This window comes from Candidatus Thiodiazotropha endolucinida (assembly GCF_001715975.1).
GTDB lineage: Bacteria > Pseudomonadota > Gammaproteobacteria > Chromatiales > Chromatiaceae > Thiodiazotropha > Thiodiazotropha endolucinida.
On record NZ_MARB01000002.1, the window covers coordinates 218,680 to 232,209 of the forward strand.

The 13,530-nt window shown below is 57.5% G+C and carries 13 protein-coding genes; 12 read left to right on the forward strand and 1 reads right to left on the reverse strand.

All coding sequences use genetic code 11. The features are described 5' to 3' along the window. Window positions 1-10 precede the first annotated feature (10 nt). From CODIS_RS02350 to CODIS_RS02400, 12 genes are all read left to right on the forward strand, one after another. Complete coding sequence (locus CODIS_RS02350; RefSeq protein ID WP_069121117.1) at window positions 11-604, forward strand: carboxymuconolactone decarboxylase family protein; 594 nt, start codon at window positions 11-13, stop codon at window positions 602-604. Between the two features lie 45 nt (window positions 605-649). Beyond that, entirely contained in the window at window positions 650-1,567 is a 918-nt protein-coding gene (locus CODIS_RS02355) for an acetaldehyde dehydrogenase (acetylating) (protein WP_069121118.1), read from the forward strand. An 11-nt stretch (window positions 1,568-1,578) separates the two neighbouring features. Then, complete coding sequence (dmpG, locus tag CODIS_RS02360) at window positions 1,579-2,607, forward strand: 4-hydroxy-2-oxovalerate aldolase (protein ID WP_069121119.1); 1,029 nt, start codon at window positions 1,579-1,581, stop codon at window positions 2,605-2,607. Continuing rightward, window positions 2,607-3,398: a 2-oxo-3-hexenedioate decarboxylase gene (gene dmpH, locus CODIS_RS02365; RefSeq protein ID WP_069121120.1), complete on the forward strand. Its 792-nt coding sequence runs from the start codon at window positions 2,607-2,609 to the stop codon at window positions 3,396-3,398. Before dmpG ends, dmpH begins: the two co-directional genes overlap by 1 nt. 26 nt (window positions 3,399-3,424) lie before the next feature. Further along, window positions 3,425-4,411 (forward strand): WD40/YVTN/BNR-like repeat-containing protein, encoded by a 987-nt coding sequence (locus CODIS_RS02370; protein ID WP_154722979.1) that lies wholly within the window; start codon window positions 3,425-3,427, stop codon window positions 4,409-4,411. Continuing rightward, window positions 4,408-4,995: an RND transporter family protein gene (locus CODIS_RS21570; RefSeq protein ID WP_305782074.1), complete on the forward strand. Its 588-nt coding sequence runs from the start codon at window positions 4,408-4,410 to the stop codon at window positions 4,993-4,995. The genes CODIS_RS02370 and CODIS_RS21570 overlap by 4 nt, the downstream gene beginning before the upstream one ends. A gap of 3 nt (window positions 4,996-4,998) precedes the next feature. Next, entirely contained in the window at window positions 4,999-6,801 is a 1,803-nt protein-coding gene (locus CODIS_RS02375; RefSeq protein WP_305782076.1) for an efflux RND transporter permease subunit, read from the forward strand. Window positions 6,802-7,095: 294 nt separating this feature from the next. Continuing rightward, the gene (locus CODIS_RS02380) at window positions 7,096-9,024 is read left to right on the forward strand and encodes a DUF1302 family protein (RefSeq protein ID WP_235615108.1); all 1,929 of its coding nucleotides are present in this window, start codon (window positions 7,096-7,098) and stop codon (window positions 9,022-9,024) included. A gap of 23 nt (window positions 9,025-9,047) precedes the next feature. Then, a complete protein-coding gene (locus tag CODIS_RS02385; RefSeq protein ID WP_069121121.1) occupies window positions 9,048-10,358 on the forward strand; it encodes a DUF1329 domain-containing protein in 1,311 nt (436 codons plus the stop codon). Between the two features lie 64 nt (window positions 10,359-10,422). Continuing rightward, entirely contained in the window at window positions 10,423-11,019 is a 597-nt protein-coding gene (locus tag CODIS_RS02390) for a 2-hydroxychromene-2-carboxylate isomerase (protein ID WP_069121122.1), read from the forward strand. Continuing rightward, on the forward strand, window positions 11,016-11,660 hold the full coding sequence (locus CODIS_RS02395; RefSeq protein WP_069121123.1) for a glutathione S-transferase family protein: 645 nt from the start codon (window positions 11,016-11,018) through the stop codon (window positions 11,658-11,660). Before CODIS_RS02390 ends, CODIS_RS02395 begins: the two co-directional genes overlap by 4 nt. 12 nt (window positions 11,661-11,672) lie before the next feature. Further along, the gene (locus tag CODIS_RS02400) at window positions 11,673-12,233 is read left to right on the forward strand and encodes an antibiotic biosynthesis monooxygenase (protein ID WP_069121124.1); all 561 of its coding nucleotides are present in this window, start codon (window positions 11,673-11,675) and stop codon (window positions 12,231-12,233) included. Here the strand turns inward: CODIS_RS02400 and CODIS_RS02405 are convergent. Further along, window positions 12,224-13,333: a PilT/PilU family type 4a pilus ATPase gene (locus CODIS_RS02405; RefSeq protein ID WP_069121125.1), complete on the reverse strand. Its 1,110-nt coding sequence runs from the start codon at window positions 13,331-13,333 to the stop codon at window positions 12,224-12,226. The genes CODIS_RS02400 and CODIS_RS02405 overlap by 10 nt on opposite strands. Window positions 13,334-13,530 lie beyond the last annotated feature (197 nt).

Consider the following 13,530-nt stretch of genomic DNA (forward strand, 5'->3'; position numbering starts at 1 on the left):
GAGTTTCGCCATGAGCCGACTCAGTCCTTTACCCACCGACCAGCACGCCGAGCTGGCGGAGCGCTTCGCCTTCTTCGAGAAGACCCTGGGCTTCGTACCCAACAGCCTGCTCACCATGCAGCGTAAACCGAAGCTGGTGGACGCCTTCATCCAGTTCAGCGCCGCCGTCTACGACCCGGACGGGGAGGTCGATCTCGGTTTCAAGCGACTGGTGGCCCATGTCGCCAGCAGCGCTGCCGGCTGCCAGTACTGCAAGGCGCATACGGCGGTGAGTGCCAAACGTCACGGCATTCCGGTAGAGAAACTCGAGGATATCTGGAACTACCGCAACAGCGAACACTACTCGGATGCTGAGCATGTCGCCCTCGACTTCGCCCTGGCTGCAGCCTCTCAACCCAACGATGTCACCGATCAGCTGTTCGATGAGCTGCGCCGCCATTGGAGCGAAGAGGCGGTGGTGGAGATGTTGTCGGTGATCGGCCTGTTCGGTTTCTTCAATCGCTGGAACGACAGCCTGGCCACGCCGCTGGAGGCGGAGCCGTTGGAGACGGCGCAGGCCCATCTGACCCAAGGCGGCTGGCAGGCCGGCAAACATATGAGCTAGGGCGGATCAACCGACAGCCCTGTTAAATCGACGAGGATAGGAGCAATGAACAAAATCAACGCAGCCCTGATCGGCTCCGGCAACATCGGCACCGATCTGCTCTACAAGGCACTGCGCAGCGACTGGATCAATCCGGTCTGGATGGTCGGTATCGATCCCGATTCAGAGGGCCTGGCACGGGCTTGCCAGCTGGGTCTGAAGACAACCCATGAAGGGGTCGATGGAATGGTGCCCCATATGCGGGAGGACAATGTCCAGATCTGTTTCGACGCCACTTCCGCCTATGTGCACAGCGAGAACAACCGCAAGGTGCAGCAGCAGGGCTCCATCATGATCGATCTGACGCCTGCCGCCGTCGGCCCCTTCTGCGTACCGCCGGTCAATCTCAAGGACCATGTCGGCAAGCGTGAGCTGAACGTCAATATGGTCACCTGCGGCGGCCAGGCGACCATCCCCATGGTGGCTGCCGTCAGCCGAGTGCAACCGGTGGCCTATGGCGAGATCGTCGCCACCGTCTCCTCCAAATCCGCCGGTCCCGGTACGCGCAAGAATATCGACGAGTTCACCCAGACCACCGCCGGCGCGGTGGAGAAGGTGGGCGGCGCCAAGAAGGGGAAGGCGATCATCATTCTCAATCCGGCGGAACCGCCGCTGATCATGCGCGATACGGTCCACTGCATCACCGAAGAGGAGCCGGATCAACAGGCGATCACCGAATCGATCGAGGCGATGATCGCCGATGTGCAGAAGTACGTGCCGGGTTACCGCCTGAAAAACGGCCCCGTGTTCGATGGCAACCGGGTCTCAGTCTTCATGGAAGTGGAGGGGCTGGGCGACTACCTGCCCAAGTATGCCGGCAATCTGGACATCATGACCGCCGCCGGTCTGCGTACCGCGGAGATGTTCGCGGAAGAGATTCTCAACGGCAGCCTGGTACTGGCACCGGAAAAGGCAACCGCCTGAGGACAAGAACGATGAATCTGAACGGAAAGAAAATCACCATTCACGACATGAGCCTGCGTGATGGCATGCACGCCAAGCGCCATCAGATCAGCCTGGATCAGATGGTCGCCGTCGCCTCCGCCCTGGACCAGGCCGGTGTGCCGATGATCGAGGTGACCCACGGCGACGGCCTGGCCGGCGCTTCGGTCAACTATGGCTTCCCGGCCCATACCGACGAGGAGTACCTGCGTGCGGTGCGGCCCCATGTGAAAAGCGCCAAGATCTCCGCACTGCTGCTGCCCGGCATCGGTACCGTACCGGAGCTGGAGATGGCGGCGGACTGCGGTGTCGACACCATCCGCGTGGCCACCCACTGCACCGAGGCCGATGTCTCGGAGCAGCACATCAAGAAGTCATGCGGGCTTGGGCTCGATACCGTCGGTTTCCTCATGATGGCCCACATGGTCGGTCCCGAGAAGTTGGTCGAACAGGCCAAACTGATGGAGGGCTACGGCGCCAACTGCATCTACATCACCGACTCCGCCGGCTATATGCTGCCGCAGGATGTGAGCGAACGGCTGGGTGCCGTGCGCGACGCCCTGCAGCCGGAGACCGAGCTGGGTTTCCACGGCCACCACAACCTCTCCCTTGGGGTGATCAACTCCCTGGCTGCGGTGGAAGGGGGCGCCAACCGTATCGACGGTTCCGCCGCGGGTATGGGTGCCGGCGCGGGTAACACACCCCTGGAAGTCTTTGTCGCCGTGGCCGGGCGGATGGGGGTGGAGACCGGTGTCGATCTGTTCAAGCTGATGGATGTGGCGGAGGATCTTGTCGTGCCGATGCTGGACCGCCCCATCCGGGTCGACCGGGATGCCCTGACCCTGGGCTACGCCGGGGTCTACTCCTCCTTCCTGCTCTTCGCCAAGCGGGCACAGGAGCGTTACGGCGTCTCCTCCCGCGACGTGCTGGTGGAGCTGGGCAGGCGCGGCATGATCGGCGGTCAGGAGGACATGATCGAGGATGTGGCCATGGAGATGGCCAAGGCGCAGGGGGCGAACTGATGGGTACCCTGAACCAGGCGCAGATAGCGGAGCTTGCACAGTACCTCGAAGCCAGCGAGCTGGAGGCGAAAGACGCCACCAAAATCACCGATCGTTATCCTGAGATGGATTTCGAGGATGCCTACGATATCCAGTTCGAGATTCGTCGGCGCAAGGAGGCGAGGGGCAACAAAATTATCGGCCTCAAGGTAGGACTCACCTCCCGCGCCAAGATGAAGCAGATGGGGGTGGAGACGCCTGTCTACGGCTTCCTCGCCGACTACTTCGACCGCCCCGACGGCGGTGAGATCGAAACCGATCAACTGATCCATCCCAAGGTGGAGGCGGAACTCGCCTTCGTCACCAAGGCCCCTCTGCGTGGTCCGGGCTGCCATATCGGCAATGTGCTGGCGGCGACCGATTATGTCATCCCGGCGGTGGAGGTCATCGACTCCCGCTATGAGAATTTCCGCTTCGACCTGATCAGCGTGATCGCCGACAACGCCTCCTCATCCCGCTTTGTACTGGGGGGGCAGATGGCCGACCCGGCGGATGTGGATATGCGCACCCTCGGCGTGGTGATGGAGAAGAACGGCCAGGTGGTGGAGCTGGGTGCAGGCGCCGCTGTGCTGGGCCACCCAGCCGCCAGTGTGGCGCTGCTGGCCAATATGCTGGGCGAGCGAGGCGAGGAGATATCCGCCGGTACCCTGATCCTCACAGGCGGGATCACCGCCGCGGTGGCGATGGAGAAGGGGGATTGCCTCAACGTACGCTATCAGGGGTTGGGCAGCGTGGGTATGCGGTTTGTGTGAGGGGATTGAGACGAGAGGATGAAGAGATGAACAACAATCACCGATTGCTACCTGGCGGACCATGGCGGGCTTTCACATGGCTGGCACTGGGTCTCCTGATCAGCGCCTGTGAGGCCCCTCTCGATCTAACCCTGGTTGAACGGGAGATCGAGAAGCCGATCTACCGTTTCGATCAATTGAAAGCAGCCGCTTCCAACCATCGCCGGATCATTGCGGTGGGCGACTACGGTACGGTACTCACCAGCCTGGATAAGGGTAAGACCTGGCAGCGTACTCAATTGCCCACGAAGTCGTCGTTGATCTCCGTAGCCAGTTGTGAAGACGGCAGTTTCGCAGCCATCGATACGGTACGGAAGGTGTGGCTTTCCGATGCCCAGGGTAGTGACTGGCGGGCGCAGCAGCTGGAAACCATGGAGAGCCCGATGGCGATCAGTTGTGATCCACGGGGGCGGTTCTGGATAGCCGCCAGTTTCAGTACCCTGATCCACAGTGACGAGAGCCAGGGAAACTGGCGGGAGATATCACAGCAGGAGGATATGCAGTTCACCTCTATCCAATGGCTCGACAAGGATCATGCCGTGGTCGCCGGTGAATTCGGATCACTCTACTTCACCGAGGACGGGGGGGAGAGTTGGGAGCGCGGCAATGATATCCCAAACGAGTTCTATCCCATGGCGGCCTGGTTCCGCACACTGGACGAGGGGTGGGTCGCCGGGCTCAGCGGCACCATACTGTATACTGATGACCGAGGCGAAACCTGGCATCGTCAAAAGTCGGTCAGCAGCGCCCCCATCTACAACCTGATTCCCCAGGGTGACCGGCTCTATGCCACCGGCGACAACGGTACCCTACTACAGTTGATTGGCGACGGCTGGGAGCAGGTGCCCGAGGCCCCGCGCCTCTTCTCCTATCTCATCACTGCCATCCCCCAGGGCGAAGAGCGGCTGCTGGTAATGGGGGGCCGCGGGATCATCAGTCCGATAGACACAGCATCCGGGGGAGACAGCCAATGACCATGCACGCCTTCTCCCACTGGCTGAAGAACATCGATAATCTGGTGTTCCGCTATCCCAAGGTCTTTCTTGCGGTTATCGCTGCGCTGACCCTCTTTTTCGCCATCCAGGTTCCCAAGGTACAGATGTACTCGGATTTTGCCGACCTGTTGCCTCAGGAGCACGAATACATCAAGTTGCACAACTCCATCCGCGATACCTTCGGCGGCGCCAACAATGTGGTGATGGCGGTGGTGGTGAACGAGGGCGATATCTTCAGCCAGGAGACCCTGGCCCGCATCCATCGCATTACCCAGGCGGTGGATAACGTCAGTGGGGTCAACCACAATCTGCTGGCCAGTCTGACCCACCGTACCTCACGCAAGGTATGGCTGACCGAAACCGGCGATGTCAACTCCCAGCCCTACTACGATCCGCTAAGGGATAACTGGACGGGGGAGGAGCTCAACAAACTGCGCGACGACGTGATGAGCAATCCACGGGTCTTCGGTCTGCTGGTTTCCCCCGATCTCAAGGCGGCGCTGATCAAGGCCCAGTTTAACGAGGGGCAGTTGAACTATGGTGAGATATTCAGTCAGCTGTAGCAGATCCGGGAAGCGGAGAAGGCGGCCGGCGTGGAGATCTACGCTACCGGCCAGCCCATGCTCTGGGGCTGGGTCTACAGTTATCTGGATCAGCTGTTTCTGATCTTTACCACCACGGTGGGGATCATGCTCTTCCTGCTGATCATCTACTTCCGTCGGGCCTATGGCATTTTGCTGCCCATGTTCGGTATCACCATCTCGGCGATCTGGGGCCTCGGAATCCTTTCTTTGCTCGACTACAACCTGGATTCGCTGACCCTGGTGATTCCATTCCTCATATCCGCCAGGGCTATGTCCCATGCCATCCAATTGGTGCAGCGCTTCTATGGCGAGTTGGAGGAGGTGGACGATTCACGCGAGGCGGCCCACCGGACCTTCGACTCCCTCTTTCGTCCCGGCAGCCTGGGTATCGTGTCGGATGCCATCGGCCTGTTGCTGATTGCTTTGGGTTCCGTGCCGATCAATGTGAAGCTGGGGATCTACGCCTCCCTATGGGCGATCTGCGTGGTCTTCACGGTTCTGATCGCTGTACCTTTGATACTCTCCCTGCTGCCGAAGCCAAAACCGGCGGCCAAAAGGCCCGCTGCGGAGGATGCGCTGTTCGGCAGGGTGGCGGCGCTGGTCGCCAACAAACAGGGTGGTTTGATCGTGTTGGGCATTGCCGGCGTGATACTGCTGCTGGGTGCCCAGCTCAGCAGCCGGGTACAGATCGGTGAGTCGGAACCCGGCTCGCCCATTCTCTACCTGGATCACGACTACAACGTCTCGTCCAAGGTCATCAACGAACGCTTTCCCGGTTCGGAAGAGCTCTACATCGTGGCCAGGACCGACGAGAAGGGCGGTATGAAGCGCCCGGATGTACTGCAGGCCATCGAGGCATTCCAGAACCATATGCTGCTCGATCCGGAATTGGGTGGCGCCAAGGCGGTTCCCGATCTGGTGAAACAGGTCAACCGGATCTTCCACTCCGACGATCCCCGCTGGGCCATCATCCCCGATAGCGAGGCCTATGTGGGCGGTCTGATGTTCGCCTATATGGCCTCCAGTCCGGTGCCCGGCGCACTCAAGGAGTTCGTCGATACCGATGACCGGGTGGCCAATATCGTCTTTTTCTACAAGGATCATCAGGCCAAAACGATTCGCCGGGCGATCCATCGCGCCAAAGAGTGGATCAACGAGCCTGCGAATCAGGTGGAGGGTCTGCATATCGAACTTGCCGGTGGATTGGTGGGCGTGACCGCCGCCATGAACGAGTCGGCCTATGAGAGCAATATGCTGATCATTCCCCTGGTGCTGGCCTTGATCTTCGTCTTTGTCACCTGGTTCTACATGTCCCTGCATGCGGGATTCATCATGTTCCTGGCGATGATGTTCTGTACCGTCTCCACCTACGCCTATATGGGACTGGCGGCGATCGGCATCAATGTCAATACGGTGCCGATCATTGCGGTGGGTATCGGCGTGGGTATCGACTACTCCATCTACATCATGGACCGGATTCGCGAAGAGACGGCCAAGGCCTCCGGCAATCTGCAGCACGCGGTGCTGCGCGCTATCGCCACCACCGGCAAGGCGATCGGCTTTACCGCCGCCTGCCTGATCGGCGGGGTGATCATGTGGGTCTTTATCTCCGATCTGCGTTTTCAGGCGGACGCGGCGCTGCTGCTGGTGGTGATGCTGATCCTCAACGCCCTGGCGGCGATGTTTATCGTCCCCTCCTGGGTGATGATATTCCGTCCGAGCTTCATCGGCAGCGCCCGCTACGATGAAGACGGTGTGCTCTACGCGGAGAAGGCGATCGCGTGAGCTGGTGTGATGAGGCTGGTTGAGCCCTCAGCATCTCAACTTAAACCTTAAAATTCTTCCGATCCCTCCTTAATGGCCGGCGTGCAGCTCCGGCCATTTTTTTGCCTTGAGTAATTATCGATATAATCATCAATGACCATATGATAAAACAAATTATCGATATTTTTATTATATCGATAACCCTCTCCCTGGTACCCGAAAAATTTCTTTTAATTTCAGTGTCTTGAAAGTTGGCATGCCAGCTGCATAGTGAGTTCTGCACATAGTTATTTTACGTTGTCGGAGGAGGCTAGGATGTTCCTAGATAGTAATAAACAACAACCGGGAAGGATGCATCCGGTCATAGTCGCAGCCCTGTTGCCTGCCGTTATCACTGCTTGTTTAGGTAGTGGTCAGGCGGCGGCCTACACCTCTGAGGATGGCACGCTGCAGATCAACGGATTTGTCGAAAACGCAACCTATGCGCGCCGCCATGTCGGCCTGAGTAAGATGCGCAATACGGTTCAGATTGAAGGCTCCAAAGACTACGGCGCCAAAGGCTCATTTTCCAATGTCAGTTTTGTCGGCACATTTCACGCGACCTACGATGCGGTCTACGACCTCAATGACGATCAGTTCGGCAGTGAGGCCGGGGGGGACATCGGGCTGGAATCGATTGGTGGTGCGGGCACCACGCCTTGGGGCGCCTCGGATGTTTCGACCGGCGTTTTGGGCTTCGGTTTCGATAGCGGTGTGAATCCTAACGAAGGTTTGGATAATCTTGGCAATGCGCTGCACGATACGGAGGGCGGGGTCGGCATGGGCGTACCGGTACGCCCCTGTGATGTGGATTCACGAGGCTGTATCAAAGACTATCTCGACTTCGATGAGAGTGATCTCAAGTATCCCGAATTCAACGATCGGCTCGATTTCCTGCGTGAGGCCTACATCGATGCCACCATGCCGACCGAGAGTGGCGCCACCTGGAACTTCCGGCTTGGTCGGCAGCAGGTGGTTTGGGGCCGTACCGATCTGTTTCGTGTGCTCGATGTCATCAATCCCGTCGACTATTCGCGGCATAACATCTACGATGAGCTGGAGGATATCCGCATACCCATGTGGATGGCCACCGGCGAGTACCGGATGGGCGCCACTGAGCGGTTCGATGATCTGAACCTGCAGTTTGTCTGGAACTTCGACGAATTTCGTCCCAGCAACCTCGGACAGGGCGGTACACCCTACGCGATTCTCGATGCGGGCAGTTTCTTCCGCGCCATGAAGAACTGCTGGGACAACGGGTGTTCGGTGGCGAATTTTGCCGGCGGCGCCCTGTCCACCGATTTCCCGGCCCATGTGATCGGTATCCGGGATGTGCATCTGCCGGATTGGTCGCTCAGCAATTCCCAATTCGGTGTCAAACTGGAGGGTGATTATCAGGGTCTGGGATTCTCCCTGAACGCCCTGACCTATCGTTCGCAACTACCCTCTCTGCGCGGTGTGGTGGATACGGCGGATAACCCCTTTACCACCGATATCGAGTCACAGAGCTATGATTATCTGATCGCATTTGATATGCACTTCCCCAGGGTCAACCTTCTCGGTGGCTCCCTGGACTTCTACGTGGATGATATCAAGTCGGTCTTCCGAATCGAGGCGGCTTATACACAGGGCGAAGAGTTTGCCAATACCCTGCGCCCGGAACTCTATTCCGAGTCTGATGTATTTCGCTATGTCGTCGGTTGGGACCGCCCCACCTTCATCCCCTTTCTTAATCAGCGTCGTGCATTCCTGCTCTCCGCACAGCTGTTCGGTGAATATCTGGTCGATCACGAGCGGGAGACGATCAACGGTATCGAAGCGGGTATCCCCAACTGGGAAATCAACCATATAGGCACCTTGCTGATAAAGGGCTGGTACAAGAACGACCGGGTCAGCCCGCAAGTCATTATGGCGCATGACTTCAAGGCCCATGCCAGTGTCATCGCACCCTCTGTCGATTGGCTGATCAGCGACAATCTCCGTCTTACCGTCGGCGCCAATGTAAAGGTGGGTGATGGCGCCCAGGAGTTCGATGATTGCCGGGCCTGTAATCCCTTTCCGCCGTTTACCGGAGCAGGCGCTCCGGGTGACCTTGCCCTGCGTAACCTGGCCGGTTTCGAACCGCTCGGCCGTTTCCGCTCCGGGCCTATCGGTATGGCCCAGGCCGAGGATGAGTTCCAGGTCACCTTGCGTTATCGCTTTTAAGTTTTTCAATGGAGATTCAAACAATGCGTTTGCTTAACACTACGCTGGCGGCTGGAGTGATACTTGCCGCCACACTGCCTGTCCAGGCTGCAACCAATGAAGATGTGGAGAAGAGTTTCTATCCCTACAAAACCGGTGTGCCGACCTTCGAAGGATTGAGCGCGGGCCTGGTAATCGATCAGTCGAACGTGGATAAATTCAAGGATGTCCTCGATCCAGCAATGCATGAGTTCATCAGTCAGGATTGGACTAAAATCACCGTGGGGGAGACTACCTCGTTCGACCTGCATCCCAACTATGTTCAGGCGACCAGAGATGGTTTGGGTAAGGTAAAGCTCGGCGAGAAATCGGGTGAGATAGAAGGTTTCATCGCCGGCCGGCCTTTCCCTGAGGAGCCGTCGATGGATGATCCACGGGTGGGTGAGAAACTGGCCTGGAACTACAAGTATGGCTACAACTGGGGTGACAATGCGGCGATCTATCCCTTCTACTGGAAGTATAAGGACATGAACTCCGGGAAGCTGGAGAGAACGATCAAGTTCAATTTTCATTTCCTCAACTATATGCACCGGGTCAACCAGGAGCCGCTACCCGAGATTTCTCCGAATCCGTCAAAGCTGTTTCGTGCAATCTACGTACAGGCGTTGGAACCTTTTGACGTCAAGAATACCCAGCTGTTGATCCACCGTTACGAAAACGATCTCAAGCGCGACAGCGCCTGGCTCTATCTCGGTTTCCAGCGCCGTGTCCGTCGTCTGGCCTCCGGTCAGGTGACCGATGCCTTTCTCGGTTCCGACGTCATGATCGAGGACTTCGAAGGCTACAACGGACGCATCAACGATATGGAGTGGACCTTCAAAGGCGCCAAGAATATCCTGGTGCCGTTCTACAATCACAACGATCTGAAACTCACCGAAGAGCATAAGGAGTCGGACGGTTATCAGTTCGTGGAGATGGGCGACAAGGGTAACTGCTTTCCTCAGATCACCTGGCAGTTGCGCAAGGTCTACGAATTGGAGAACAAGCCGAAGGATTCGAACCATCCGATCAGCAGGCGTGTGCACTATATCGATGCCCAGACCTTCACCATTCCCCGTACCCTGACCTATGACCGCAAAGGGGATCTGTGGAAGAGTTGGCAGATCGGTCAGGCGCATCCGGATCACCACCTGCCGAAAAACAAGGGAACCGGTGTGGCGATCGACGACTCCTTCACCATGATTGATGTGCAGGCCATGCACTGCACGACGGGTCAGTTCAAAGGGCAAGTCGATCCCGCATTGAATCCCACCAATAAATTTACCGTACAGAACCTTCGAGCTTCCGGTCGTTGATACCGTGCCTTGCCTGGTGCATCGGCGCCAGGCATTTTTTTACCGCTGATTGAGAGCGAGCAGCATGAACCCCGATTCAGCCGACATCTATCTCTATTTCAATTTCCGCAGTCCCTATTGCTATCTGGCAAGTAAAACCATGTGGCGGATATTCGACGAGTACCGTACAAATCTCATCTGGCGTCCATTGGGTGGTTGGGATGGGCGTTCACCACCGGATGTGGCGGTCAAGAAGCTTCCCATTGCCCGCCAGGATATGGCGCGCTTTGCGCGACGTCTGGGTATCCCCGTCAACCCCCCGCCGAAAACCACCGATCCTACCCTGGCTGGTGCGGGATCACTGTTGGCGGAGGAGAAGGGATTGCTGCGCCCTTATATTGTCGAGGTAATGCGTAAGGAGTGGGCCGAAGGTCAGGATATCGGAGTACTCGATGTGATACTCGATGTGGGCAGCGAAATCGGCCTGGACAGGGAGGCGTTGGCCGAAGCGGCTCAGGATCCTGTCCGGCAGGCTGTTTTGACCCATAACTGGGAGGAGGCTGAGGAGAAGGGGGCTATTGGGGTACCCACATTCATTTGTGAAGATGAGATATTCTGGGGGCAGGATCGCATCGATTTTGTCCTCGAATACCTGCGGGAGAGGAGACTGTCCTGTATATGAACAGGGAGGTCAGACTCTACGACAAACCTGAATGCCCCTTCTGCTGGCGTGTACGCATGGCACTGCAGCGTTGCAATTTGGACTATCAGCATTATCGCTATGACGACCCTGAGCATCTGCATAAGTGGCAGCGATTATCACCCGGAAACACCGTGCCGGTGCTCATGATAGATGAAATCGTCATCACCGAGTCTGCAGTCATGCTTGAATACCTCAATGACAGATATGGTAATCTGCTGCCTGCTTCGGCAAGAGAACGCGCCTTGGCACGGGGAGTTGCCCACTATGCCGATGCACAGGTGGGGGAGGCGGTGCGCAAGCTGGTATTCGAGCGTCGGGCGCGTGAACCGAAAGCGTGGGATCAGGGGGTCATAGCCAGTGCTATGGAAGCCTGGCACCAGGCTTTGCCGAGGTTGGAGCGAGCTTTGACAGAGACAGACTATTTCGTACCCGCCGCCGGTATACCCGATTATGTTCTGGCAAGTCGTTTCGGTCTCGCCATGGCATATGGCATGCCGCCGCCGCGGACACCACTGCTTGGCGACTGGTTCGCCAGGATGGCCAATCGCAGCGAGTTCCTGGATAGCGCGCCCAGCGTGGTGAGCGATGCGCTACGCCAGGGTTGGCAGGTTTTCGATTAGGGGGAGCCTCTGATGGAAAAAAGCGTGGATCCACCCGTCACCGTGCTCGTCACACGGCGACCCAGGCCGGGCAAGGAGCAGGCGTTCGAGGACTATCTTGCCGGTATTACCCAGGCGGCCTTGCAGCACCAGGGACACATGGGCACGAATATCTTTCGTCCTTCAAAACCGGGCGGGAATTACCGCATCATCTTCAAGTTCGATCGTCGCAGCAATCTTGAGCGTTGGGAGGGCTCCGCTGAACGTGCCGAGTGGCGCGCCATAGCGGAACAGGTCAGCGAGCCCAGGCAGGTTGAAACCATTTCCGGGCTTGAAGCCTGGTTCACCCTGCCGGACTGCGCGATAAATGTACATCCGCCCAAATACAAAATGGCCCTGGTGGTGTGGATGGGTGTGTTCAGCCTGGTGACCCTGCTGAGCAGCCTGCTCGGTCCGTTGATGTCAGCCTGGCCCAAGCTGCTGCAGACAATCGTCCTGACCGCACTGGTCGTTGTCTGCCTGACCTATGCTGTGATGCCGCTCTTGACCCGGCTTTTCTCAGGCTGGCTCTATGCAGGCAAGGATCAGAAATGATCCTCTGCCACACCCAGGCCGCCCGGGGCTTCCACGCCCTCGGTGTCGGAGAGGCGTATCTTCAACGACAGATTGTTGCGTGAATCCGCATGGGAGAGTGCCTCTTCCATAGAGATCTTACCCTCTTTGTAGAGCTTGTAGAGGGATTGATCGAAGGTCTGCATGCCGCGTTCGGTGCCTTGTTCCATGACCTCTTTGATGGTGTGAATATCCCCTTTCTGAATCAGTTCGGAGATGTAGGTCGATAACAGCATGATCTCGACCGCGGGGATGCGTTGACCGTTGATACCCTTGACCAGGCGTTGGGATATGACTGCCCGAAGATTGAGAGAGAGGTCCATAAACAGCTGGTGATGGGCGCTGTCTGGAAAGAAGTTGATGATGCGATCGAGTGCCTGGTTTGAGTTGTTGGCGTGCAGCGTCGAGAGTGCAAGGTGGCCTGTTTCCGCATAGGCGATGGCGTGCTGCATGGTGCTCATTTCTCGGATCTCACCGATCTGAATCACATCGGGGGCCTCACGCATGGCATTCTTAAGGGCGTTTTCGTAGGAGAGCGTGTCGAGCCCGACCTCGCGTTGATCGACCACCGACTTTTTGTGGGTATAGAGATACTCGATGGGATCCTCAATGGTCAATATATGCCCGGTTGAAGTCTGGTTGCGGTGCTCGATCATCGATGCCAGGGTGGTCGATTTGCCTGAACCGGTTGCGCCGACGACCAGTATCAGGCCACGGGGTTCCATGATCAGGTCTTTCAGGATAATCGGCAGGTTGAGTTTCTCGACGGGGGGTATCACGCCCTTGATATAGCGGATGACCATTGCCGCATCGCCCCGTTGCTTATAGACATTGACGCGGAAGCGCCCCAGGTTGTTGACGGAAATCGCCAGATTGCACTCGAAAGTAGCTTCGTATTCCTTGATCTGGTCGTCGTTCATGATGCCGTAAGCGAGTTTCCTGACCTGCCCGCTCTGCATTGGGGAAGACCCTATCGGACGTGTTTCACCTTCGGTTTTCAGGTGGGGGGCGGCACCGGTGCTGAAAAAGAGATCTGAGCCGTTTTTTTGCACCATCAGCTTGAGATAGGGCACGATATCCATTAAGTCATTCCTCGAATCTTTCTTGAATTTCAGTCCGTCGGCGGACGATTAATAATTATGTTCAGCCTTCTCTATCGGCAGACGGGCCGAAGAATGTAGTCCAGGCGCTAAAATTTACAAAAATATGGTGTTGTTGTGCATGCCTGGTGGAACAGAGGCGGTCACCAGACATGTGAAAGGGTGGTGAAGTACCTCAT

Bases quoted from the DNA above. Each gene is read 5' to 3' on its own strand.
- CODIS_RS02350 (WP_069121117.1), top strand. From the start codon at position 11: ATGAGCCGACTCAGTCCTTTACCCACCGACCAGCACGCCGAGCTGGCG.
- CODIS_RS02355 (WP_069121118.1), top strand. From the start codon at position 650: ATGAACAAAATCAACGCAGCCCTGATCGGCTCCGGCAACATCGGCACC.
- dmpG (WP_069121119.1), top strand. From the start codon at position 1,579: ATGAATCTGAACGGAAAGAAAATCACCATTCACGACATGAGCCTGCGT.
- dmpH (WP_069121120.1), top strand. From the start codon at position 2,607: ATGGGTACCCTGAACCAGGCGCAGATAGCGGAGCTTGCACAGTACCTC.
- CODIS_RS02370 (WP_154722979.1), top strand. From the start codon at position 3,425: ATGAACAACAATCACCGATTGCTACCTGGCGGACCATGGCGGGCTTTC.
- CODIS_RS21570 (WP_305782074.1), top strand. From the start codon at position 4,408: ATGACCATGCACGCCTTCTCCCACTGGCTGAAGAACATCGATAATCTG.
- CODIS_RS02380 (WP_235615108.1), top strand. From the start codon at position 7,096: ATGTTCCTAGATAGTAATAAACAACAACCGGGAAGGATGCATCCGGTC.
- CODIS_RS02385 (WP_069121121.1), top strand. From the start codon at position 9,048: ATGCGTTTGCTTAACACTACGCTGGCGGCTGGAGTGATACTTGCCGCC.
- CODIS_RS02390 (WP_069121122.1), top strand. From the start codon at position 10,423: ATGAACCCCGATTCAGCCGACATCTATCTCTATTTCAATTTCCGCAGT.
- CODIS_RS02395 (WP_069121123.1), top strand. From the start codon at position 11,016: ATGAACAGGGAGGTCAGACTCTACGACAAACCTGAATGCCCCTTCTGC.
- CODIS_RS02400 (WP_069121124.1), top strand. From the start codon at position 11,673: ATGGAAAAAAGCGTGGATCCACCCGTCACCGTGCTCGTCACACGGCGA.
- CODIS_RS02405 (WP_069121125.1), bottom strand. From the start codon at position 13,333: ATGGATATCGTGCCCTATCTCAAGCTGATGGTGCAAAAAAACGGCTCA.